General features: G+C 62.6%; 18 protein-coding genes. 13 read left to right on the plus strand and 5 right to left on the minus strand.

Going from position 1 to position 22,356, the window contains the following annotated elements:
• Positions 1-99 precede the first annotated feature (99 nt).
• The 4 genes from NKI18_RS11240 (at position 100) to NKI18_RS11255 (ending at position 4,792) form a co-directional block, all read left to right on the plus strand.
• A complete protein-coding gene (locus NKI18_RS11240) occupies positions 100-1,611 on the plus strand; it encodes a sugar ABC transporter ATP-binding protein (protein ID WP_352615086.1) in 1,512 nt (503 codons plus the stop codon).
• Positions 1,612-1,694: 83 nt separating this feature from the next.
• Positions 1,695-2,690 (plus strand): ABC transporter permease, encoded by a 996-nt coding sequence (locus tag NKI18_RS11245; protein ID WP_352615088.1) that lies wholly within the window; start codon positions 1,695-1,697, stop codon positions 2,688-2,690.
• A 46-nt stretch (positions 2,691-2,736) separates the two neighbouring features.
• The gene (locus NKI18_RS11250; RefSeq protein ID WP_352615090.1) at positions 2,737-3,792 is read left to right on the plus strand and encodes a substrate-binding domain-containing protein; all 1,056 of its coding nucleotides are present in this window, start codon (positions 2,737-2,739) and stop codon (positions 3,790-3,792) included.
• Between the two features lie 157 nt (positions 3,793-3,949).
• Entirely contained in the window at positions 3,950-4,792 is an 843-nt protein-coding gene (locus NKI18_RS11255) for an acyl-CoA thioester hydrolase/BAAT C-terminal domain-containing protein (protein WP_352615092.1), read from the plus strand.
• A gap of 29 nt (positions 4,793-4,821) precedes the next feature.
• Here NKI18_RS11255 and NKI18_RS11260 read toward each other — a convergent pair whose 3' ends face one another.
• The 4 genes from NKI18_RS11260 to NKI18_RS11275 form a co-directional block, all read right to left on the minus strand.
• Positions 4,822-5,067, minus strand: a complete 246-nt coding sequence (locus NKI18_RS11260; RefSeq protein ID WP_502900684.1) for a type II toxin-antitoxin system YafQ family toxin — start codon at positions 5,065-5,067, stop codon at positions 4,822-4,824.
• A 27-nt stretch (positions 5,068-5,094) separates the two neighbouring features.
• Positions 5,095-5,352, minus strand: coding sequence for a type II toxin-antitoxin system RelB/DinJ family antitoxin (locus NKI18_RS11265; RefSeq protein WP_352472285.1), 258 nt, complete (start codon positions 5,350-5,352; stop codon positions 5,095-5,097).
• Between the two features lie 75 nt (positions 5,353-5,427).
• On the minus strand, positions 5,428-7,482 hold the full coding sequence (locus NKI18_RS11270; protein WP_352615094.1) for a bifunctional aldolase/short-chain dehydrogenase: 2,055 nt from the start codon (positions 7,480-7,482) through the stop codon (positions 5,428-5,430).
• A gap of 84 nt (positions 7,483-7,566) precedes the next feature.
• Positions 7,567-8,532: a sugar-binding transcriptional regulator gene (locus tag NKI18_RS11275; protein ID WP_352615096.1), complete on the minus strand. Its 966-nt coding sequence runs from the start codon at positions 8,530-8,532 to the stop codon at positions 7,567-7,569.
• Between the two features lie 146 nt (positions 8,533-8,678).
• On the opposite strand from NKI18_RS11275, the gene NKI18_RS11280 reads away from it, so the two are divergent.
• From NKI18_RS11280 to msuE, 9 genes are all read left to right on the plus strand, one after another.
• Positions 8,679-8,924: a type II toxin-antitoxin system ParD family antitoxin gene (locus NKI18_RS11280; RefSeq protein WP_352615098.1), complete on the plus strand. Its 246-nt coding sequence runs from the start codon at positions 8,679-8,681 to the stop codon at positions 8,922-8,924.
• 2 nt (positions 8,925-8,926) lie between these two features.
• Positions 8,927-9,238, plus strand: a complete 312-nt coding sequence (locus NKI18_RS11285) for a type II toxin-antitoxin system RelE/ParE family toxin (protein ID WP_353019715.1) — start codon at positions 8,927-8,929, stop codon at positions 9,236-9,238.
• A gap of 108 nt (positions 9,239-9,346) precedes the next feature.
• On the plus strand, positions 9,347-10,987 hold the full coding sequence (locus NKI18_RS11290) for an acyl-CoA synthetase (protein WP_352615102.1): 1,641 nt from the start codon (positions 9,347-9,349) through the stop codon (positions 10,985-10,987).
• A gap of 238 nt (positions 10,988-11,225) precedes the next feature.
• Positions 11,226-11,834, plus strand: coding sequence for a TetR/AcrR family transcriptional regulator (locus NKI18_RS11295; protein WP_352615306.1), 609 nt, complete (start codon positions 11,226-11,228; stop codon positions 11,832-11,834).
• Between the two features lie 62 nt (positions 11,835-11,896).
• Positions 11,897-13,045, plus strand: coding sequence for an efflux RND transporter periplasmic adaptor subunit (locus tag NKI18_RS11300; RefSeq protein ID WP_353019716.1), 1,149 nt, complete (start codon positions 11,897-11,899; stop codon positions 13,043-13,045).
• Positions 13,046-13,253: 208 nt separating this feature from the next.
• Positions 13,254-16,394 (plus strand): efflux RND transporter permease subunit, encoded by a 3,141-nt coding sequence (locus NKI18_RS11305; protein WP_353019717.1) that lies wholly within the window; start codon positions 13,254-13,256, stop codon positions 16,392-16,394.
• Between the two features lie 70 nt (positions 16,395-16,464).
• A complete protein-coding gene (locus tag NKI18_RS11310) occupies positions 16,465-17,958 on the plus strand; it encodes an aldehyde dehydrogenase family protein (protein WP_353019718.1) in 1,494 nt (497 codons plus the stop codon).
• 133 nt (positions 17,959-18,091) lie between these two features.
• Positions 18,092-19,447, plus strand: coding sequence for an LLM class flavin-dependent oxidoreductase (locus NKI18_RS11315; protein WP_353019720.1), 1,356 nt, complete (start codon positions 18,092-18,094; stop codon positions 19,445-19,447).
• A 115-nt stretch (positions 19,448-19,562) separates the two neighbouring features.
• Positions 19,563-20,123 (plus strand): FMN reductase, encoded by a 561-nt coding sequence (msuE, locus tag NKI18_RS11320; protein WP_352455213.1) that lies wholly within the window; start codon positions 19,563-19,565, stop codon positions 20,121-20,123.
• 147 nt (positions 20,124-20,270) lie between these two features.
• Here the strand turns inward: msuE and NKI18_RS11325 are convergent, their stop codons facing one another.
• Positions 20,271-21,980, minus strand: a complete 1,710-nt coding sequence (locus tag NKI18_RS11325; RefSeq protein ID WP_352472299.1) for a trimethylamine N-oxide permease — start codon at positions 21,978-21,980, stop codon at positions 20,271-20,273.
• Between the last annotated feature and the right edge of the window lie 376 nt (positions 21,981-22,356).

Here is a 22,356-nt window from a genome sequence, read left to right on the forward strand (position 1 = left end):
GCCAACGCGGTCGGGCCAAGCTAGGAAGCCTGCTGGCAATTGTCAATCGTGTTGACAATTGCCGATATAGCCCATAGCGTCATGGTCAGGGAGGAACGAATGGGCAATGATGCCGTGTTCCGCGTCGACGGCCTGAGGAAATCCTTTGGCCATATCGAGGTGCTTGGCGGCGTCTCGCTCGAATTGCATGCCGGCGAAGTGACCGTGCTGATGGGCGCCAACGGCGCCGGCAAATCCACCCTCGTCAAGATCATCAGTGGCGTCTACGACCATGGCGGCGGCTCGATGTCGCTTGCCGGTCATGAGTTCGACCCGAAAACGCCGGCGGAGGCGATCCGCGCCGGCGTCGTTACCGTCCACCAGAACATCAATGACGGTGTCGTCGCAGACCTCGACGTCGCCACCAATCTTACCCTCGACAGGTTGAGCGGCAGCGGCGTGCCGACCCTGTTTAATCCAGGCCGGGTGCGTCGCGAGGCAAAGGCGGTGGCCGACCGCATGGGACTGGCCATCGACCTCAAGGCCCGGATCAGCGATCTCTCTCTGGCCGACCGCCAGATGGTGGCGATCGCCCGCGCCATGGCGCACCGGCCGAAAGTGCTGATCCTGGACGAGCCGACTTCTTCGCTGTCCAGCGCCGAGGCCGACCGGCTGTTCGCATTGCTCGACCGGCTTCGCCAGCAAGGCGTGGCCATCCTCTACATTTCGCACCGTATGTCTGACATCAGGCGGCTTGCCGATCGCATCATTTCGATGCGTGATGGGGTCATCTCAGGCATCTTCGACAGGAAGCCGCTGGATTACGAAGGTGCGGTCAATGCCATGCTCGGCCGTAAGATCCAGCTCGAGCGGATCGTCGCCAGGAATTCGGCCAAAGCAATTTTCACTGCCGACGCGCTGCGGATTGCTGAAGGCGCCAGGCCGATCTCGCTGACGCTCGGCGATGGCGAGGTCGTTGCCATCACCGGCCTTGTCGGTGTCGGCAAGACCGCGCTCGCCGAGACGCTGTTCGGCCTGCGCCAGCCGCTGGCCGGGACCATGGTGCTGAACGGGAAACCTTATGCTCCGGCATCGACCGGCGAAGCGATTGCTGCCGGTGTGTTTCTCGTCGCCAAGGACCGGGGCGAAAACGGCATCGTCGGCGACTTCAACATCCAGGAGAATATCAGCCTGCCGTTCCACAGCCGCATGTCGCGTCTCGGTGTTCTCAAGCGCCGTATCGAACGCGCCATTGCCCGCCAGCAGATCCAGGAGCTCGGCATCGTCTGCCGCTCGGAGAGGGACGAGATGGAGTCGCTTTCCGGCGGCAATCAGCAGAAGGTGATGGTCGCCCGCTGGATGTCGCAGGCGGCAAGGCTTTTCATCCTCGACGAGCCGTTTCAAGGCGTCGACATTTCGGCCAGGCGCGATATCGCCGCCAAGCTGCGGACCAGCGCCCACGGCCGCGCGACGCTGCTGTTCGTCACCGAACTCGACGAAGCCCTGGAAACGGCCGATCGCATTCTGGTGATGTCGGAGCAGACGATCGTCGGCGAGCACCGCAATACCGATGTCGATCTCGAGCGTCTACTGGCCGAAGTGGCGGGCGGGCCGTCGCACAGCGCAGCCTGACGGCGGGAAGACGATGAGAATTGGAATGGAGAGGGCATGAATTCGGGTTGGATAAAGACGGTGCCAGCGTGCGGGAGCGCTGAATGATCCTGCGCGACAATGCTATTCGCTACGGCTTCATCGTTCTGTTGTTCGGGCTGATCGCCTATTTCGCCGTCGCCGCCGATGGTTTCGTCTCGCCGCAAAGTGCTGTCTTCATCTTCCAGTCGGTCGCCATCACCGGCGTTCTGGCGCTCGGCGTCACCGCCACGCTGGTCGTCGGCGGCTTCGACCTGTCGATCGGCTCGGTCGCCACCAGCGCCATGATGGCGGCTGCCTATGTCATGGTGGTGCTGGAGCAGAACGCCGTCATGGCCGTCGTCGTCTGTCTTGTGATCGGCGCCGTCGTCGGCCTGATCAATGGCTGGCTGATCGTCTATATGCGGGTGCCGGACCTTTTGGCGACGCTCGGCATGATGTTCCTGCTTGTCGGCCTGCAGCGCATCCCGACCGAAGGCCGCTCGATCGCCACCGGCATGACCATGCCCGACGGCTCGGTCGCCAACGGCAGCTTCGGCGCCGCGTTCCTGGCGCTTGGCCGCCATCGCTTCGATTTCTTCATCCCGAACCTCATTCCGGTGTCGGTCGTCGTTCTGCTCGTGCTGGCGGTGCTGATCTGGTTCTTTCTCGAATACACCCGTTTCGGGCGCATGATGTATGCGGTCGGCAGCAACGAACGCGCCGCAGAACTCGCCGGCGCGCCTGTCAAGGCATACAAAATCTGGGCCTATGTGATTTCGGGAGTTTTTGCCTCGATCGGCGGCATTTTGCTCGCTGCCCGGCTTGGACGCGGCGACATCGCCTCGGGTAATAATCTGTTGCTCGACGCGGTGGCTGCGGCACTCATCGGTTACGCGGTCCTCGGCGCCGCCAAGCCGAACGCCTTCGGCACGGCCGTCGGCGCGGTGTTTGTCGGCGTGCTGCTGCAGGGTCTGACGATGATGAACGCGCCTTACTACACGCAGGATTTCGTCAAGGGCGTGGTTCTCGTGGTCGCCCTTGTCTTTACCTTCGCCCTGTCCGGCAGGGGCAGGAGATAGGGTTCGACCGGGTCACATTTTGGGTTCAACAAGTGGAGGAAGCGACGTGAACATCACAAGAAGACTTTTGGGGAAGGCAGCGCTCGGGCTTGCCGGCGCAACATTGCTGATGCAGTTGCCGGCGATGGCGCAGGACAGGCCGGCGCCGTTCGACAAGCCGGGCGCCGTCAAGATAGCGCTGGTCCGCTATCTCTCGACCGGCGACTTCTTCCAGGCGTATTTGTCCGGCGTCGAGGCGCAGGCCAAGGCACTCGGCGTCGACCTGCGCGTGCTCGACAGCCGCCAGGACGCGGCGCTTCAGGCGGACATGGTCGACCAGGCCATCGCGCTCGGCGTCCAAGGCATCATCATCCAGCACGGACTGACGGAATCGATGAAGGACGCCGCCCAGCGTGCGGTCGACGCCGGCATCAAGGTCGTCGCCTTCGACGTCAATGTCGAAAACCCCAAGATCCCGCAGATCGAACAGTCTGACCGCGATCTCGCGCGCCTGGCGCTCGAGCAAGCGGTCAAGGACAATGGCGAGAGCTGGAAGGCCGGCTATGTCTATGTCGCCGGCATCGCCCCGCTCGACCGCCGCAACGAGACCTGGGTCGAATTCAAGAAGAAATATTCGGGCATCGACGAAGTTGCCATGTTCGGCACGCTTGACAACCCGATCGCCAATTCGGTCGCCAACCAGGCCCGCTCGGTGCTGTCGGCCCATCCCGATATCAAGGTGATGTTCGCGCCCTATGACGAATTCGCCAAGGGCGTGAAGATCGCAGTCGACGAGGCCGGGCTGAACAAGGACATCAAGATCTATTCGGCCGACATCTCGACCTCGGACATCGCCGCGATGCGCGAGCCGGACAGCGCCTGGGCGGCAACCGCCGCCACCAACCCGGCCGTCGTCGGCCAGGTCTCGGTGCGTGCGCTGGCGCAGCTCTTGGCCGGCGAGGATCCCGGCCACAACGTCATCGTGCCGCCGACGCTGATCACCCAGAAGGATCTGCTCGACAAGGACATCAAGAACATGGAGGACCTCTCGGCCAAGCTGCCGCAATTCGCCCATGCCGATGTCGCGATGCCGACCTGGATGCCGAACCCGAACGCGAAGTAATTTTCGGCACGAGCAAAACAATAGCCGTCTGCAGCAGCTTGTTGCAGGCGGCCTTTTTGTCGAAGATGTCTGGCGTGCCGGACCGCCGAATTGCAATTGTCGCAGCCACCGGTTTTGCGGGCCGATTGGACAATCGAAACCCAGGATTGACGGGTACATGGAGGTGCGGGCGGTAGAGGAAAGTCTTACCGGCGCCGTCGCCGGAACATTTTTTCGATGCTCGCAGGCCACCACGGGCGTTGTGGTGTTGGGCGGATCGAGTGGCCGTGTTGATGTCGGGCGCGCGCGGCTCTTTGCAGATGCGGGTACGTCGGCCTTGGCGCTGCAGTGGTTTGGCGGTGAAGGCCAGGTTCCCGGAATATGTGAGATTCCCCTGGAAACGTTCTTTGCGGCAACCGATTATCTCATTGAAACAGGGTGCCGTCGTATCGTCTATGTGGGCACGTCTAAGGGGGCCGAGGCGTCATTGCTTGCCGCGGTCCATGACCAGCGAATTGATGTAGTGGTCGCGATTAGCCCGTCATCCGTAATTTGGGGAAATATCGGTGCGGGCCGCGATGGTGTCAGCTGGCCTGAACGATCCTCATGGTCGCTCGACGGCATCGCGCTGCCGTTTGTGCCGACAGATCCAGATTGGACACCAGAGTACGTGGATGGCTTAGTATCTTACAGGGGGCTTTTCGAAAATTGTTTGAAAACCTTCAAGCAGAAATCAAAGGCGGCGACGATCCCTGTTGAGACCGCATCGGCCGAGATCCTGCTCGTCGCGGGTGGCGACGATGCACTATGGCCTTCCCTATCGTTCGCCCGAGATATTGTTAGGCGGCGCGGCGAAGCAGGCAAGGTCACGCATCTCATTTCGTCGCGGGATGCCGGTCACCGCATTCTCTTGCCAGGCGAGAACACACCACGCTCGACTTTGCATGCACACGGAGGCAATGACGAGACCGATCGAAAGCTGGGCCGAAAGGCTTGGGGAGGCATCCGAGAACTACTTTAGCAAAATTCTCAAATGCGCACCTGTCTCGGCTACTCGTTGAACAGATCGGAATGTGAGCCGGTGCGCGCAAGCTGTAGCTCGTCACCGGCAACTCGGTAGATCAAGAGCCAGTCCGGTTCTATGTGAGCGTCACGAAAGCCTTTCCAATCGCCTTTCAGCGAGTGGTCCTTATAGCTCGCCGGTAGCTCATCTCCGGCGAGCAGGAGGCTAGCAGTTCGCGCAACTTGCCAAGATCTTTGCCCCGCTTCTCCGCACGTTTCACGTCGCGACGGAATTGCCCAGAGCGAACGGGCGTCAGCACGTCACATTCCCAAATCCTTGAACAACTCATCGGCCGAGGCGAAAGGCTTGCCCTTGCCACGTTCCAATTCGGTCATGGCCTTTCGAGTCGTTGCGTTCGGCACTTTCACCGGGAAGGGAAATTCCTTGTCGGCGGCGACGCGGACCAGCAGCAGGCGAATGGCGTCGGAAACGGACAATCCCATTGCCGCCAAGGCCTCCGTTGCCTGATCCTTTGTCGCCGTATCGATCCGAGCGCGGACCACGGTATCCGTTGCCATGTTGTGACTCCTTGAGGTCTGAGCCACAATGTAGCTACAAAATACCAATTTCGCAAGTGTGATCCCCGATCACGCCTACCGCAGCGCCGCCGCGATGTTGCCGCCGTCCACCGTCGTCACATCGGCGGTGGTCCGCTCGGCCAGCGCCTGATGCAGGAAGGCTTGGGCGACGTCTTCGGCCGTCACTTCCTGCCCGAGCAGGTTGCCGGACATGTACTCCTTCGCCGACACGCCGCGCGCGCCCGAGCGGCTGGTGATCATGGCATCGGTCAACAGCCCCGAACGGATGCGGTCGGCGTTGACGGCATTGGAGCGGATGCCATGGGCGCCGTAGTCGAGCGCATATTGCCTGGACAAAAACAGCGTTGCCGCCTTGGGAATGCCATAGGCGCCGAACTTCGGCCCCGGATTGACCGCCTGCTTGGAGGTATTGAACAACAGCACGCCACCGGTGCCCTGTTCGAGCATGATGCGCACGGCATTCTGCGCCGCCGACTGGTGGGCGAAGAAATTGAGTTCGAAGCTTTTGCGCAAGGTGGCGTCGTCGAGCTCGCCGATCCGGCCCTCCCAGGCAGCACCGGCATTGGACACGAGAATGTCGAGGCCGCCGTAGACCTCGACCGCTTTGTCGAAGGCGGCGCGCATCTGCGCCGGATCGGTGATGTCGGCGCCAATGCCGATCGAACCGTTGCCGGCTTTTTTTGCCGCCTCGGCAGCCCTTGACGCATCGAGATCGACGACGACCGCATGGGCACCGTTGTCGGCGAACAGCTTTGCCGTGGCAGCACCGATCGCGCCGGCGCCGCCGGTGACCAGCACCACCTGGCCGGTCAGCGGCTTCGGCTTGTTGGCGGCGAGCTTGGCCTGTTCCAGCGACCAGTATTCGAGCGGGAACAGGTCGCTTTTGGAGAGCGGGCGGAAATCGCCGACGGCTTCGGCGCCGCGTACCGCCTCGATCCACATTTCGCCGACGTCGGAGGCGATCTTCGCATCCTTGAGCGTGCGGCCGTGGCCGAACATGCCGAGGCCGGGCACCAGCGTCAGCCGCGGCATCGGGTCGAGCATGGTGCGCTTCACGCCGTCGAGCGCATCATTGGTTTCGAAATAGGCGCGATAGTCCTTGGCGAATTTCTCGACATGCTGGCGGATGACGGATTTGTAGTCGCCGACCTTGTCAGCGTCGGGCGCCGGCAGTGCCATCGGTCCGGTCTTGATGCGGATCGACAGGTCGGGTGTCGACACGCCGCGCCCGGCATAGTCGGCAATTTTTGCCGAATTGATGAAGTCGACGATCGCATCCGAGGTGCGGAAATCGCTGATCATCCGGTCGAAGCGGCCTTCGCCGCGTGCTACCGCCACCGCGCCGCGCAGCATCGGCGCAATCTCCGCTGGCTTCGCCAGCCTGGCCGGCAGTGCCACTTTTTCGGTGCGCGGCTTGCCGTTCCCGGCGATGAAATCCTCGGCGACGTTCACATAATGGATCATCCGGTCATAGGCCTGCCTGGCATCGTCGCCGAAGGTGAAGATGCCGTGCTTGTCTAGGATCAGGCCTTCGACTGTCGGATCGGCGTCGAATACATCGGCGGCCGCCTTGGCCAGATCGAAGCCCGGCATGATGTAAGGCACGAAGCCCATCTTTTCGCCGAACACCTTGCGGCTCAGCGCTTCGCTGTCCTCCTGGTCGACGATGGCCAGGATTGCCGTCGAATGCGTGTGGTCGACGAATTTGTGCGGCAGGAAGGCGTGCAGCAGCGTCTCGACCGAAGGGTTGGGCGAGGACGGATCGATGAGGTTCGCCCGCTGCAGCGCGACCATGTCCTCGTCGGAGAGCTTCTTGAGCGACCGCGCCTTCAACAGCGCGCCGAGCTTGACCGCCGGCAGGCCCTGCGGCTCGATGACGCCCATGTCCCAGCCGCTGCCCTTGACGCAGAGCACGTCCCATTCGTCGCCGACAAGGTCGGTGGCCTTGGTCTTGCACGATGTGTTGCCGCCGCCATGCAGGACGAGCCGCGGCTCGCCGCCCAGCAGCCTGGTCGTGTAGACGCGCAGCGCCAGGTCGCGGGCCACACCCTTTTTAGCATAGTCGGCGACCAGCTTCTCCGCCTCGCCGTCATTCCAAAGGTTCTTCATGTCAGCTTCGTCCGATTTCTCTTTGTTGTGAACAGGAATGCCGCGACGCCTTGATGACAATGCGTCGGCGGCTGAAACTAGGTATCAGGCGACCTTTTCTGCTGCCGCTCCGGCATGGTCGAGCAGCCGTCGCGCCATGTGCGCGCCGACGACGAGATGGGTGCAGAGCCCGCCGGAGATCGCCGCGACGAGCGGTTCGAACTTGCTGTCTTCCTGCACCACTACAAGGCGCTTTTCGATGCTGCGCAGCGATGACAGCTCCGCCGAAATCAGCCGGCGGTTGTAGCTGCAGTCGAGCGCCTTGCCTTCGGCGTCGATGATCTGCCCGGCAATGACGCCGGCCGCACCCGCCTTGCGCAATGCAGCCATTTCGCTCTCGGTCAGCGCGCCGCATTTGACCAGATGGCTGTCGGTGTCCACCGAGCCGACCGAATACAGCGCCAGGTCGCATTCGCCGATGCCCGACAATTGCTCGCGGATCACCGGCTCGGCGCGCAGGCCGCGTGCCAGGTCTTCCGTCGTCAGCACCAGCGGCGCATAGAAATTCAGCCCCTTGGCGTTGAGCCGACGCGCGATTTCCATCGTGCATTGGTCCGGCCGGTACGAATAGGGGGCGCCCAGATTGCCGCAAAGCTGCACCACGGTGACGTCCTGCAGATCGGCATAGGACATGATGTCGGCGATGGTGTAGACCGTCCGTCCCCAGGCGACGCCGATGCGGTCGCCTTTCCTGATCAGCTCGAGAAAGACGCTTGCCGCCAGCACCGCGATGTCGGTCGAGGGGTCGGCGACATAGCCGTTTTCCGGCGCGATCCAGACCGCGTCGAGCTTCAGCGCGTCTTCCAGCTTGCGCGCCAGCACGTCGTCGGTGAAAAGCTGGGTCGAGGTCGAGATGTTGACGATGCCGGTCTCGCGCGCCTTGCGCAGATACATCGCCACCGAGGCACGGGAAATCTTGAGCTGGCTGGCCACCTGGTCCTGGCGCAGGCCGTGTGCATAGTAAAGCCAGGCGGCCTTGTGGATAAGCTGTTCTGCCGGTCGGATCGCCATGCCATCTCCTTGCTGACATTATTCACGGCTCTCGACAAAAGTCAAACCTTAGGCTGCGCACCTAATCCGAAACCTAGCATTCTGGATGTCAGTAATTGCGCATTTATTGTTATCTCGGTACGATAAACCAATCAGGAGGTCCGACAATGAACGTGTCATTGGGAGAGCGTTGGGAAACCTTTGTTTCCAACATCGTCAAGCGCGGCCGCTACGGTTCTGCCAGCGAAGTCGTGCGCGAGGGCCTGCGCCTTGTCGAAGAGCGCGAGGAAAAGCTGAAGGCGCTCCGTGCCATGGTGGACAAGTCGTTTGCTGAAGGCGGCGAAGCCACCGAGCAGGATATTGACGCCGCCTTGGAAGCCAAGGCCAAGCAACTCGCAGGGGAAGGCTTTTAGGAGTGCCACGGCTGCGCATGTTGCCGTCGGTACAAGCAGATTTGGTCAATATCCTTGAATACATCATTCGTGAAAGCGGCAGCCTGTTGATTGGCGGGCGTTTTGTGGATGCTCTGCGCCAGAAATGCCGTGATCTGGCGAGCTTGCCGGCGGCGATCGGTCGTGCTCGTCCCGAACTCCGGCCGGACGTCCGAAGCTTCGCTTTCAGGGGATACGTGATTTTCTTCCGCTATAATGGCGACATTTTCGAAGTGGCGAACATCGTGGAAGGGCATCGGGACATCGATGCTTTATGGCCGGAGGGTGAGGGGTAGGGAAGGGCGTCCCAAGTAATGGGCGAAGTGTCTGATGGCGGTGCACGAATCCAGTACGCGCTCAGGATCTGGTGGTAAGAAGGCTCGACCAGACATTCGGAGGACGGGATGGGCAATCCGTACGAACAGGATCTCGACAGGAATCCGGCCAACCACCAGCCGCTGACGCCGCTGACCTATTTCGAGCGGGCGGCAAAGACCTTTCCCGACCAGATCGCCATCATCCATGGCCGCCAGCGCACGACCTATCGCGATTTCTGGAAGCGCTCGCTGAGGCTTGCCTCGGCGCTGGCGAAGCGCGGTATCGGCAAGGGCGACACTGTCACCGTCATGCTGTCCAACACACCGCCGATGCTGGAAGCGCATTTCGGCGTGCCGATGACCAAGGCGGTGCTGCATTCGCTCAACACCCGCCTCGACGCCGCGGTCATTGCCTTCCAGCTCGACCATGCCGAAACCAAGGTGCTGATCGTTGACCGCGAATTCGCCGGCGTGGTTCGGCAAGCGCTGACGCTGGCCAAGGTCAGGCCGCTGCTGATCGATTACGACGATCCCGACTATGCCGCCGATGCGCCCTATGCCAAGGGGGAGCGGATCGGCACGCTGGACTATGAGGCGTTTGTCGCCGACGGCGACGAGGATTTCGCCTGGTCGATGCCGGACGACGAATGGGATGCCATTTCGCTCAACTACACCTCCGGCACGACAGGCAATCCGAAGGGCGTCGTCTGTCACCATCGCGGCGCGGCACTGATGGCCTATGCCAACACCATCCATGCCGGGATGGGCAAGCACCCGGTCTATCTGTGGACGTTGCCGATGTTCCACTGCAACGGCTGGTGCTTTCCCTGGACGCTTGCCGTGCAGGCTGGCACCCATGTCTGCCTGCGCTGGGTGCGGCCGAAGCCGATCTACGACGCCATTGCCGATCACGGCGTCACCCATCTGTGCGGTGCACCCATCGTCATGTCGGTGCTGATCAACGCCAGGGACGAGGACAAGCGGCAGTTCCCGCAGACCGTCACCTTCAACACCGCCGCGGCGCCGCCACCCGAGGCGGTGCTGTCGGGCATGGCCGATGCGGGCTTTGCCGTCACCCATCTCTACGGCCTGACCGAAACCTATGGCCCGGCCGTCGTCAACGAATGGCATGGCGAGTGGGACCGGCTGGAGAAAGGGGCGAGGGCGGCGAAGAAGGCCAGGCAAGGCGTACGCTATGCCGCGCTCGAAGGCCTGACGGTGATGGACCCGCAGACGATGCAAGAGACGCCGGCCGACGGCGAGACGATCGGCGAGGTGATGTTCCGCGGCAACATCGTCATGAAGGGCTATCTCAGGAACCGCAAGGCGAGCGACGAGGCCTTTGCCGGCGGCTGGTTCCATTCGGGCGACCTCGGCGTCATGCACCCGGACGGCTACATCCAGCTCAAGGACCGTTCCAAGGACATCATCATCTCCGGCGGCGAAAACATCTCCTCGATCGAGGTCGAGGAGGCGCTCTACAAGCATCCCGCCGTCGCTTCTTGCGGCGTCGTCGCCAGATCCGACGACAAATGGGGCGAGGTGCCGGTCGCCTATGTCGAGCTGAAGCCGGGCAAGGCGGCGACAGAGGCGGAGGTAATCGAGCACTGCCGCGCGCTGCTCGCCCGCTTCAAGGTGCCGAAAGCGGTGATCTTCGCGGAAATCCCGAAGACTTCGACGGGCAAGATCCAGAAGTTCCGGCTGCGGGAGATGGCAAAGCAGCCTTAGGGCCTGATCCGAAAACGGAACCGATTTCGGAAAGCATCTTTTCAAGATCCTTCGCAAACAAACACGGGGCGGCGTTGCAGGCGCGCCCGGCGGAAACCACATGCGTTTCATGGGCCAACTCCGTCCAGGGATGTCACCATCTGTCATCAGCAGCCAAAATCGTGCCTTGACAGGTGATGGTTTTCAATTTACGAGTGACGAAATTCTAAATTCGTCAGTCGTAAATTTGGCCAACAAGATGCTTGAAACCCTAGACACCACCGCCGATTCCGCCCGCCAGGAAAATGTCACGCGCATCCTGGATTGCGCGGAGCGATTGTTTCGCCACTACGGCTACGGCAAGACCAACGTCGCCGACATAGCGCGCGAACTCGGCATGTCGACCGCCAACATCTACCGCTTCTTCGCCTCCAAGGTGGAAATCCATCAGGCGGTTTGCGGCCGTATGCTCGAGACCTGCTACCGGTTGAGCTACGAAGCCTGCCATGGTTCCGGCACCGCCAGCGAAAAGCTCCGCCGCTACGTGCATACGCACTATCAGTGGACGCTGGAAACCATGATCGACCAGGAGAAGGTGCATGAGATGGTCATCGTCGCCATCGAGCGCGACTGGCACGTCATCGAAAAGCACATCGACAGCATCCATGAACTGGTCGCGGAAGTGATCCGCGAGGGAATCGCTACCGGCGAGTTCATCGATCAGGATCCGGTGATCGCGTCCCGGTGTTTCGGCGCTGCCATTATCAGCCTCTGTCATCCGCAGATGATGGCCCAGTGCCTCGCCAAGAAGAACCGGGCGACGCCGGACGAGCTTATCGAGTTTGCTATCAGAGCCTTGAAGAAATGACCGTTGCCGCCCGTCGGGCGGCGATACCGGCAATTCATCCCCACAGTTCGGGAGTACGAAAAGTGTCTTTGTCCAAGTCCATCACCTACAGCCGACCGGCCGCCGGCCTGGCACTGATTGTCGTTGCCGCTCTCGGCCTCGCCGGCTGCTCGCAGGAGAAAGCCGAGGTCACCGAGATCATCCGCCCGGTCAAGGTGGTCGAGATCGCTAAGGCGAGCGATACCCGTCAGCTTTCCTATTCCGGATCGGTGCGTGCCCGCACCGAGATGAATCTCGGCTTTCGCATCAACGGCAAGATCACCGAGCGCCTTGTCGACATCGGTGACCGCGTCAAGCCGGGCGACGTTCTCGCCCGCATCGATCCCACCGACTACGAGCTTTCGGTGAGAAGCGCTCAGGCCAGCCTCGATGCTGCCGACCGTCAGGTCGAGACAGTCGAGCTTACGCGCAAGCGCGCCGAACAGCTCTACGCCAAGAATTTCGCGCCGAAGTCGCAGCTCGAGCAGGCGACGCTCGCCTATAATCAGGCGGTCGCCACGCGAGACTCCGCCCGCTCGCAGCTTGCCCAGGCACAGAACCAGGTCCGCTATACCGATCTCAAGGCGGACAAGAACGGCATTGTCACCGCCGTTGCCGCCGATGTCGGCCAGGTGGTCGGCTCCGGCACGCCGGTGGTGACCGTTGCCATCGACGGCGAAAAGGAAGTCCTGATCGCTGTTCCGGAAACCGATATCGCCGAATTCAAGCCGGGCAAGACCGTCAAGGCTGGCTTCTGGTCCGATGAGGCGCTGACGCTCGACGGCAAGGTCCGCGAAGTCGCCGGCAGCGCCGATCCGCAGTCGCGCACCTTTGCCGTTCGCGTCAGCCTGCCCAACGATCCTCGCGTGCTGCTAGGCATGACCGCCTCCATCGAAGCCGCGGCGGACAACCGGCAGCAACTGGTGTCGATCCCGCTGGCCGCGTTGGCGCAAAAGGACAGCCAATCGATCGTCTGGACAGTCGACCGCAACGGCGGGACCGTCCATGCGCATCCGGTCAAGGTCGCCGCCTTCACCCCCGACGGCGTCAGTGTCGCCGATGGGCTGAAGCCGGGTGACGTCGTCGTCGCCGCCGGCACGCAGTTCATGACCGAGAATCTGAAAGTCAAGCTGACCGGTGATGCAGCGCAACAGTCGGCGTCGGCCGATGACGCTGCAAGGCGCTTGCGCTGACGGCCAGGCAATTCACGGTTTCCGGGCGGCAGGCGCCCCCGATTTTCGAGATCTCAGGTCGATGTAACCCCCACGTCGATCCTCGCGTCCCACCGCGATGTAGATCTCTCAACTCGGAAAGCCACGCCGCCCGGAAGCCCACATCGGAAGTTCCTTTGGCATGCGAAAGCGCGTGCTCTGTTGATCAAATTGAAACGGACTGACGCCGATGACCATCGACACCAATGAAAAGCGGTCTTTCAATCTTTCGCGCTGGGCAATCGGCCATCCGAGCATTGCCCGCTTCCTGTTCGGGCTGATCATCGTCGCCGGTGCGCTCGGCCTGATGCGCATGGGCCAAAAGGAAGACCCCGATTTCACCTTCCGCGTCATGGTCGTCCAGGCGATCTGGCCAGGCTCCTCGATCAAGGAGATGGAGGACCAGGTCGTCAACAAGATCGAGCGCAAGCTGCAGGAAACGCCGCACCTCGATTTCGTCCGCTCCTACACCCGCGCCGGCAGCGCCATCATCACCTTGCAGGTCAAGGGCGACACCAATCCGGCGCAGGTCGCCGATGCTTTCTATCAGGTGCGCAAGAAGGTCGGCGATATCGCCAATGAGCTGCCGCAGGGGCTGCTCGGGCCTTACTTCAATGACGAATTCGGCGACACGTTCATCACCCTGCATTCGATCAGCGGCGACGGCTACAGCTATCCCGAGCTGAAGAAATTCGCCATCCAGGCGCGTGACATGCTGCTGACGACGCCCGGTGTCGAGAAGGCCGTGATCATCGGCGACCAGCCGGAAAAACTCTACATCGACGTTTCATCCAAGGCGCTTGCCGAACGTGGCCTGACGTTGACCGACCTGCAGAATGCGATCCGAGGCCAGAACAATGTCGACCCGGCAGGTTCGGTCGACACCGGCCAGCGTTCGGTGCGCATTTCGGTCGAGGGCGATGTCACCAGGGCGGCCGACATCCGCGAGCTTCGCCTGCGCGCCGGGAACCAGGTGACGCGCCTCGGCGACATCGCCACCGTGACCTCGGGCCTCGAGGATCCGTACCAGCGCAAGTACCGTTTCAACGGACACGACAGCGTCCAGCTCGGCGTCGTCATGGCCAAGGGCTTCAACGTCACCGACGTCGGCAAGGACGTCGAAGCGACCTACAAGCGCTTCGAAGAGGCGCTGCCCTATGGCGTTTCGGTCGATCAGATTTCCGACCAGCCGCATGTCGTGAAGGAGGCGGTGAGCGAGTTCATGGAAGCGCTCGGCGAAGCGCTGCTGATCGTGCTTTTTGTATCGTTCCTGTCGATCGGCTGGCGCTCGGGCCTGGTGATCGCGATCGTCATTCCGCTGGTCCTGGCCGCCACCTTCGCCATCATGTACGAGCTCGGCATCGACCTGCAGCGCATTTCGCTCGGCGCGCTGATCATCGCTCTTGGGCTCTTGGTCGACGACGCGATGATCGTCGTCGAAATGATGGAGCGAAAACTAGAGGAAGGCTTGGTCAAGGTTGAGGCGGCGAGCTTCGCCTACTCCTCGACCGCTTTCCCGATGCTGACCGGCACGCTGATCACGACGGCCGGCTTCATTCCCGTCGGGTTCGCTGCCTCGACCGCCGGCGAATATGTGCGCACCCTTTTTTACGTCGTCGGCATCGCGCTGATCGTGTCCTGGTTCGCGGCGGTCTATTTCACGCCATGGCTCGGCCACATGATCCTGAAGCAGCGCAAGCACGCCGGCAACCATCACGATGTCTTCGACACGCGCTTCTACCGCCGTCTTCGCTCGACCGTTGCATGGGCGGTGCGCCACCGCATCATCGTCCTGGTGATGACGCTGATGACGTTTGCCACCAGCCTGTGGGCGTTCCAGTTCATCCCGCAGAATTTCTTCCCGCAATCGTCGCGCCCGGAAATCCTTGTCGACCTCTGGCTGCCGGAAGGCACCAGCATCAAGGAAGTCGAGACCCAGGCCAAGGCGCTCGAAGCCAGGATGATGGACGACAAGGACAAGCGCTTCATCGCCACCTATATCGGCGAAGGCGCGCCGCGTTTCTTCCTGCCGCTCGACCAGCAGCTTCGCAACCCGAACTTCGCCCAGCTTCTGGTGATGGCCAATGACGAACCGGCCCGCGAGCGGCTGATCGTCAAGCTGCGCACCATCCTGGCCGAGGATTTCCCATCGATCCGCGCCAAGGTCGACCGCCTGTTCCTTGGTCCGCCGACCGGCTGGCCGGTGCAGATGCGCGTCATGGGTCCGGATCGCCAGGAGGTGCGCCGCATCGCCGACGAGGTGAAGGCGAAGTTCCAGGCAAATCCGCTGCTCGGCGCCATCCACGACGACTGGCTGGAGCCGGTGCCGGCGATGAAGCTGGTAATCGACCAGGATCGCGCCCGTGCGCTCGGCGTCACCTCGCAGCGCATCCGCCAGATCCTGCAGGCGACCATGTCGGGAGCGCCGCTCGATGACTTCCGCGACGGCGAGGAGACGGTTTCGATCGTCGCCCGTGAGCCGGAGGCAAGCCGTCACCTGCTGTCGGCGGTCGACTCCGTCTACATTCCGACCGATTTCGGTGGCTCCGTGCCGCTGTCGCAGGTCGCCAAGGTGGTCCCGGTGCTGGAGCAAGGCGTCGAATGGCGGCGCGACCGCTTGCCGACCATCAGTGTACGCGCCACGCTTCCGGATGGCGTGCAGCCGAACGATGTCGCCATGAAGATGTACAGCGACATGCAGGGCCTGCGCGCCAGCCTCGCCCCCGGCTACAAGATCGAGATCCAGGGCGGCGCCGAGGATGCGGCCGAAAGCCAGGCCTCGATTGCGGCGAAAGCGCCGATCATGCTGGCCGTCATCGTCGTGCTGCTGATGATCCAGCTGCAGCATTTCGGCAAGGCCATGCTGGTGCTGGCGACCGGTCCGCTCGGCATCATCGGCGCGGCGGCGGCACTTTTGATCAGCGGCGCGCCGTTCGGCTTCGTCGCCATCCTCGGTGTCATCGCCCTGCTCGGCATCATCATGCGCAACTCGATCATCCTGGTCGATCAGATCGATCAGGACATCGCCGCCGGCGTAGAGCGTTCCGAGGCCATCATCGGCTCGGCGGTGCGCCGGTTCCGGCCGATCGTGCTGACGGCGCTGACGGCGGTGCTGGCGCTGATCCCGATCTCGCGCGGCGTCTTCTGGGGGCCGCTCGCCTACGCCATGATGGGCGGCATTCTCGTCGCCACGGTGCTGACCATCCTTGTCCTGCCGGCGGCCTATGCGCTGTTCTTCGGCAGGGAGCCCAAGAAGGTGGTGGCAACGGAAGAGGCGGCCAAGGTGGCAGAAGAAAGCGAAAGGCCGCAACTGGCCCTGGCGGCCGAATAGAGCTGTTGGCAAATGTGACCTCCGGCGGTTTAATCCGCCCACCAGGCGTAGGCGCCGGAGGAGGACGGTCATGACCATGGCTCAGACAAAGGCACCGCTGCGGCTGCCGATCGACGGGCGCCATCGCCGGATGCTCATCGGCGGCGGCTGGGTCGATGCCCGCTCCGGCCGGACCATGGAGAGCCGCAATCCCGCCACCGGCGCGGTCATCGCCACGGTGCCGCGCGCCGACCGCCAGGACATCGACTTGGCGGTGACTGCTGCGCGCAAGGCGTTCGAGGGCCGGTGGAGCCGGTTCAAGCCTTACGAGCGGCAGGTGCTGCTGCTGAGGATCGCCGACCTCTTCGAAAAGCACTGGGAAGAGATCAGCCGCTCCGACACCACCGACATGGGCATGCCGATCATACGCACCCGCGCCAATCGCAACCGCGTCATCGGCATGCTGCGCTACTATGCCGGCATGGCGACGGCGCTGCACGGCGAGACGATCGACAACTCGCTGCCCGGCGAAATCGTCTCTTTCACCCGCAAGGAACCGGTCGGCGTCGTCGGCGCCATCATTCCCTGGAACGCGCCAACGGCGGCGTCGATCTGGAAGATCGGCCCGGCGCTGGCGACCGGCTGCACCATCGTGCTGAAACCATCGGAAGAGGCGCCGCTGACGCCACTTTTGATCGCCGACATCATGAACGAGGCCGGCGTTCCGGAAGGCGTCGTCAACATCGTCACCGGCACCGGCACCGAGGCAGGTGCCGCACTCGCCGAGCATATTGGCATCGACAAGATCGTCTTCACCGGCTCTACGGCGACCGGCCAGTCGATCGTGCGGGCCTCGGCCGGCAACCTCAAGCGCGTCTCCCTGGAGCTCGGCGGCAAGTCGCCGGTCATCGTCTGCGCCGATGCCGATCTCGACAAGGCGGTGCCGGTGGCGGCGATGTCGGTGTTCGCCAATTCCGGCCAGATCTGCATCGCCGGTTCTCGCCTTTTCGTCGAACGCGCCGTCCATGACGAGTTCGTCGAGCGGCTCGCGGCACACGCCAAGGGTCTCAGGGTCGGCGACGGCATCGACCCGGCGACCGAGATCGGTCCGCTCGTCTCCGAAAAGCAGCTGCAACGGGTCACCGGTTACCTCGAGGCCGGCACCGCGGAAGGGGCGAAACTCGTCACCGGAGGCACCCGGCTTGTGGAAGGCGCGCTTGCCGCTGGCAATTTCGTCGCGCCGACCGTTTTTGCCGGCGTCTCGGACGACATGAAGATCGCCCGTGAGGAGATCTTCGGGCCGGTGATTTCAGCCTTGCCGTTCGATGCTCTGGACGAGGCGGTCGAGCGGGCCAACAACACGCCTTACGGCCTGGCTGCAGGGGTCTTCACCCAAAATCTCGCCACCGCCCACCAGCTGTCGCGCAAGATCCGCGCCGGCTCGGTCTGGGTCAACACCTATCACGCGATCGATCCGGCCGTGCCCTTCGGCGGCTACAAGATGAGCGGCTACGGCCGCGAGGGCGGCGCCGAGCACCTCGCCGAGTATCTCAACACCAAGGGCGTGTTCATCAAGATCGATTGATCGGTCCGCCGTCCGCACAAAAAATGCTCCCTGACGCCGGTTTTGCAAAACAGAATTCCTTCCCATGGCCGCAAAGCCATCCCATGCTCGAGCAATTGGAGCGTTACGCTCGTCGTCATCGGTGCGTTTTTCCATGGCAGAAAATCGACAATTGCGGCTTGGCGCTTTCATGCGGCCCGTCAGCCTTCATACCGGCGCCTGGCGCTACCCGGGCGCCTATCCCGACGCCAACTTCAATTTCGCGCATCTCAAGCACTTCGCGCAAAGGCTGGAAGCGGCGAAGTTCGACGCCTTCTTCATGGCCGACCACCTGGCCGTGCTCAACATGCCGATCGAGGCGCTGCGGCGCAGCCACACGGTCACGTCCTTCGAGCCGTTCACGCTGTTGTCGGCGCTTGCCGCCGTCACCGATCGTATCGGGCTGATCGCAACCGCCTCGACGACGTTCGACGCGCCGTACCACATCGCCCGTCGTTTCGCCTCTCTCGACCATATCAGCGGCGGGCGCGCCGGCTGGAATATCGTCACCACATCCAATCCCGACGCCGCGCTGAATTTCGGCCTCGACGAGCATGTCGAGCACGACGAGCGTTATCGCCGGGCGCGGGAGTTTTACGATGTCGTCACCGGCCTGTGGGACAGTTTTGCCGACGATGCCTTCATCCGCGACGCCGAAAGCGGGCTCTATTTCGACCCGGCGAAGCTGCATGTGCTCGACCACAAGGGCGAATATCTTTCGGTGCGGGGACCGCTCAATATCGCGCGGCCGGTGCAGGGCTGGCCGGTCATCGTGCAGGCCGGCGCGTCGGAGGCCGGACGGCAGCTCGCCGCGGAAACGGCCGAGGTGATCTTCGCCGCCCATGCCGATCTCGCCTCGGGGCAGCGCTTCTTTGCCGACGTCAAGGAACGTGCGCAAAAACTTGGCCGGTCGCGCGACGACATCAAGATACTGCCCGGCGCCTTCGTCATTGTCGGCGAGACCGTCGAGGAGGCGCAGACGAAGCGGGCCAAGCTCGACAGCCTCGTCTATTACGAGAGCGGCGTCGCCTCGCTGTCGATCGCGCTCGGCCACGACGCGTCGCGGTTCGATCCGGATTCAGTCTTGCCCGAAATCCCGGAAAGCAACGCCAGCAAGAGCGGCCGCGAGCGCGTCATCGAACTGGCGCGCAAGGAAGACCTGACCGTCAGGCAGCTTGCGCAGCGGCTGGGCGGCTATTCCGGTCTTGCCTTCGTCGGCACTTCGAAAACCATCGCCGACGAGATGGAGGAATGGCTGGTCACCGAAGGCTCGGACGGGTTCAACGTCATGTTCCCCTATCTTCCCGCCGGATTGGATGATTTCGTCGAGAAAATCGTGCCCGAATTGCAGCGGCGCGGCATTTTCAGGAGCGAATACGAAGGATCGACCCTGCGCGAAAACCTTGGCCTGAAGCGGCCGCCAAACCGGTTCTTCCAACCTGAGACGGCAGCGATCCGCAAAGCTGGTTAGAACCGGTAATGATTTTAGACCGTGGCAAGCATCCGTTCTTTTCGTTCGGTCCGAACGTCCATAGGGTCATGAGCAGCGGGCTGGCAGCCCGAAATCATCGCGAGGGCTTTGCATCATGACCAATCCGGCCGTTGTCGGTTTCTCAGGCAATTTCACCCGGCCGTCCAAGACGCGCGGCTTCGTCGATCGTATCGTGAACGAGGTAGCCGGCAGATATGGCCTGGCCGCCAGCACGCATGACGTCGTCGACCTCGGCCCCAGCCTCGGTGGCGCCAAATGGGCGCGTGAACTGGATGCGCAAGCGGGCGATATCCTCAAGCGCGTCGTCGCGGCGGACGTGCTCGTCGTTGGCTCGCCCACCTACAAGGGCAGCTATACCGGCCTGTTCAAGCACTTCTTCGATCTTGTCGACCCAACGGCGCTCAGGGGCAAGCCGGTGGTGCTGCTGGCGACCGGCGGCGGCGACCGGCATGCGCTGATCATCGAGCACCAGCTGAGGCCGCTGTTCGGCTTCTTCGAGGCCTTTACGCTGCCGACCGCGATCTACGCTTCGGACAGGGATTTCATCGACGGCGTGCTTGCGTCCGAGACGATCCAGGCGCGCGTCGGACAGGTGCTCGAGGATATCGGTGCAGCGCTTGGCGGTCGCTCCCGCGCTGGCACCGCTGCCGAATAGCCCCTAAAAAGAAAAACCCGCCTCGGCGGCGGGTCTCGGGGCGAATCAGCACCATACCGAAATTAATAGCATAGCTGCCGGCACAAAGCAAGAACAAAATGCAGGGATCGAGCGCACCTTGCGCGCCCGATCCCTCAAGGCAAGCCGTCAGATGACGAACAGCCAGTTGGCGAGCAGCATCACCACGACGCCGGCGACCAGCGTCAGATAGGGCAGCATCCCCGCCTTTTTCACCGCAAGGTCGGACGAGCTCATGCCGAGATCGGCCAGCATGTGGTCGGGGAATTTGCCTTTGTCCTGGATGTAGTGCCGGAAGCAGAACACCGGGATGATCAAGGCTGCCGTGATCAGCCCGGCCCACAATGCCATCGGATTCCACACCTTGGCGCCGGCGCCCATGAAGACCGCGTTGACGTAGGCAAAGATCGCGCCGAGGCCGAGCACCCAGCTCGGCGCCTTCCATGGCCGCGCGATGTGGCCATTGTCGATGCGGTGGATCCAGCCGGCATTGAGGTTAAGGAAGTTGAAGATGATGTAGCCGCAATTCGACACGGCGAGGATGAAGAAGAAGCTCGTTGCGTCGGCCGAGGCGATGGCCAGCACGATCAGGTTGAAGATCAGGTCGGTCCACATCGCCCGCGTCGGGGCGCCGTGCTCGTTGACATGGCTGAGATAGCGCGGCAGCCAGCCGTCGACCGAACCTTGATAGAGCGTGCGCGAGGAGCCGGCCATCGCCGTCATGATGCAGAGCACCAGCGCCAGGATCATCAGCATCACCAGCAGGCTGTGGATCAGCTGTCCGCCGCCGACCATGCCGGCCAGCGCATCGGCAACGCCGGAGCCGTCGACGATCGGCGTCGCCAGCATGCCGTTCAAGCCGAGCACGCCCTGGAAGGTGAACGGCACCAGGATGAACAGCAGCATGCACAACAGGCCGGAATAGAAGATCGCCTTGAAGGTATCGGTGCCCGGGTTTTTGAACTCGGAGGTGTAGCAGACCGCGGTCTCGAAGCCGTAGGTCGACCATGCCGCGATGAACATGCCGCCGAGCACCAGCGTCCAGCCGGCGATGTTCCACGCGCCGGGCTCCGGCGCATAGGCGGCGGCGAGCGGCACCAGCGGCGAAAAATTTGCCCAGTTGATCTGGCCGGTGACGATCGGCACCACGCCGACGATGAGCATAGGGATGATGACCAACAGGCCGATATATTTCTGCACGTTGGCCGTGCCCAGGATGCCGCGATGCTGGATCGAGAAGATGATCAGCATCAGCACCGCGCCGATGAAGAAGGTGGCGTTGAAGGTGAAGGAAACCGGGCCAAGCGTGTGACCGTAGAGCGTCCAGTTACGGATCGCCGGCGTCGCCGCCGCGGTGACCGCGGTGATGGCGTCGGCGGCGCTGGTTCCGGCATGGGCCGCAATATAGGCGGCGACTTCCGGCGAAGTGTCGGTGAACAGCGGCACCGGCGCCAGTGCGTTGAGGATATAGGCGGCGGCGATCGAGCAGCCGAGCGACAGCACCGGCGACCAGGCGAACCAGTTGCACCACACCGAAAGCGGCGCGATGAATTTCGAATAGCGCAGCCACGCGGTGGCGCCGTAGACCGAGGCGCCGCCGGATTTGTTCGGGAACAGCCCGGCGATCTCCGCATAGGTGAAGGACTGCAGGAAGCCCATGACCATGGATACGGCCCAGATCAGGAAGGCCAGTGTTCCGGTGGTGCCGGCGATGCCGCCGATCGAAAACAGGACAAGGGCCGGAACGCCGCTTGCCACCCAGAAGGCGCCGCGCCAATCGATGTTCCGGTGCAGCTGCCCTTCGGCAGGCGGCACCAAGGTGGTGACTATCGTGCTCATTTACGTGGATTCCCCATTTTTGATGTTCCCCATCGGCAACAGCCGCAATCTCGCGAGGCGTCATCGACGCTCACGTTGAACGGCCCCAGGCGTTTTCCGCTCAGTAGTATTTTTTTCTTAGCAGTGAAGATTGACCCAACGCGCTTTCACGTCAAGCGCTTTGTGACGCTGTGCACATTGCGCTTGTGAAACAGTCGAGCTTCGCTGGCGCTGCCAACGGGTGCGGTCTTTCCTTCTCCCCTTGTGGGAGAAGGTGGCCGAGCGAAGCTCGGTCGGATGAGCAACCGTGCTTCATATCGATGCCGGATTCCACGATTTGTTGTCTCGGACCATGGCGTTGAGGGCTGTGATGAGTTTACGCATGACGGCGACGATG

Origin of the sequence: Mesorhizobium sp. M0800, assembly GCF_040320095.1 — a bacterium.
Lineage (GTDB): Bacteria > Pseudomonadota > Alphaproteobacteria > Rhizobiales > Rhizobiaceae > Mesorhizobium.

Bases quoted from the DNA above. Each gene is read 5' to 3' on its own strand.
- NKI18_RS11240 (WP_352615086.1), top strand. From the start codon at position 100: ATGGGCAATGATGCCGTGTTCCGCGTCGACGGCCTGAGGAAATCCTTT.
- NKI18_RS11245 (WP_352615088.1), top strand. From the start codon at position 1,695: ATGATCCTGCGCGACAATGCTATTCGCTACGGCTTCATCGTTCTGTTG.
- NKI18_RS11255 (WP_352615092.1), top strand. From the start codon at position 3,950: ATGGAGGTGCGGGCGGTAGAGGAAAGTCTTACCGGCGCCGTCGCCGGA.
- NKI18_RS11265 (WP_352472285.1), bottom strand. From the start codon at position 5,352: ATGGCAACGGATACCGTGGTCCGCGCTCGGATCGATACGGCGACAAAG.
- NKI18_RS11270 (WP_352615094.1), bottom strand. From the start codon at position 7,482: ATGAAGAACCTTTGGAATGACGGCGAGGCGGAGAAGCTGGTCGCCGAC.
- NKI18_RS11275 (WP_352615096.1), bottom strand. From the start codon at position 8,532: ATGGCGATCCGACCGGCAGAACAGCTTATCCACAAGGCCGCCTGGCTT.
- NKI18_RS11280 (WP_352615098.1), top strand. From the start codon at position 8,679: ATGAACGTGTCATTGGGAGAGCGTTGGGAAACCTTTGTTTCCAACATC.
- NKI18_RS11290 (WP_352615102.1), top strand. From the start codon at position 9,347: ATGGGCAATCCGTACGAACAGGATCTCGACAGGAATCCGGCCAACCAC.
- NKI18_RS11295 (WP_352615306.1), top strand. From the start codon at position 11,226: ATGCTTGAAACCCTAGACACCACCGCCGATTCCGCCCGCCAGGAAAAT.
- NKI18_RS11305 (WP_353019717.1), top strand. From the start codon at position 13,254: ATGACCATCGACACCAATGAAAAGCGGTCTTTCAATCTTTCGCGCTGG.
- NKI18_RS11310 (WP_353019718.1), top strand. From the start codon at position 16,465: ATGACCATGGCTCAGACAAAGGCACCGCTGCGGCTGCCGATCGACGGG.
- NKI18_RS11315 (WP_353019720.1), top strand. From the start codon at position 18,092: ATGGCAGAAAATCGACAATTGCGGCTTGGCGCTTTCATGCGGCCCGTC.
- msuE (WP_352455213.1), top strand. From the start codon at position 19,563: ATGACCAATCCGGCCGTTGTCGGTTTCTCAGGCAATTTCACCCGGCCG.
- NKI18_RS11325 (WP_352472299.1), bottom strand. From the start codon at position 21,980: ATGAGCACGATAGTCACCACCTTGGTGCCGCCTGCCGAAGGGCAGCTG.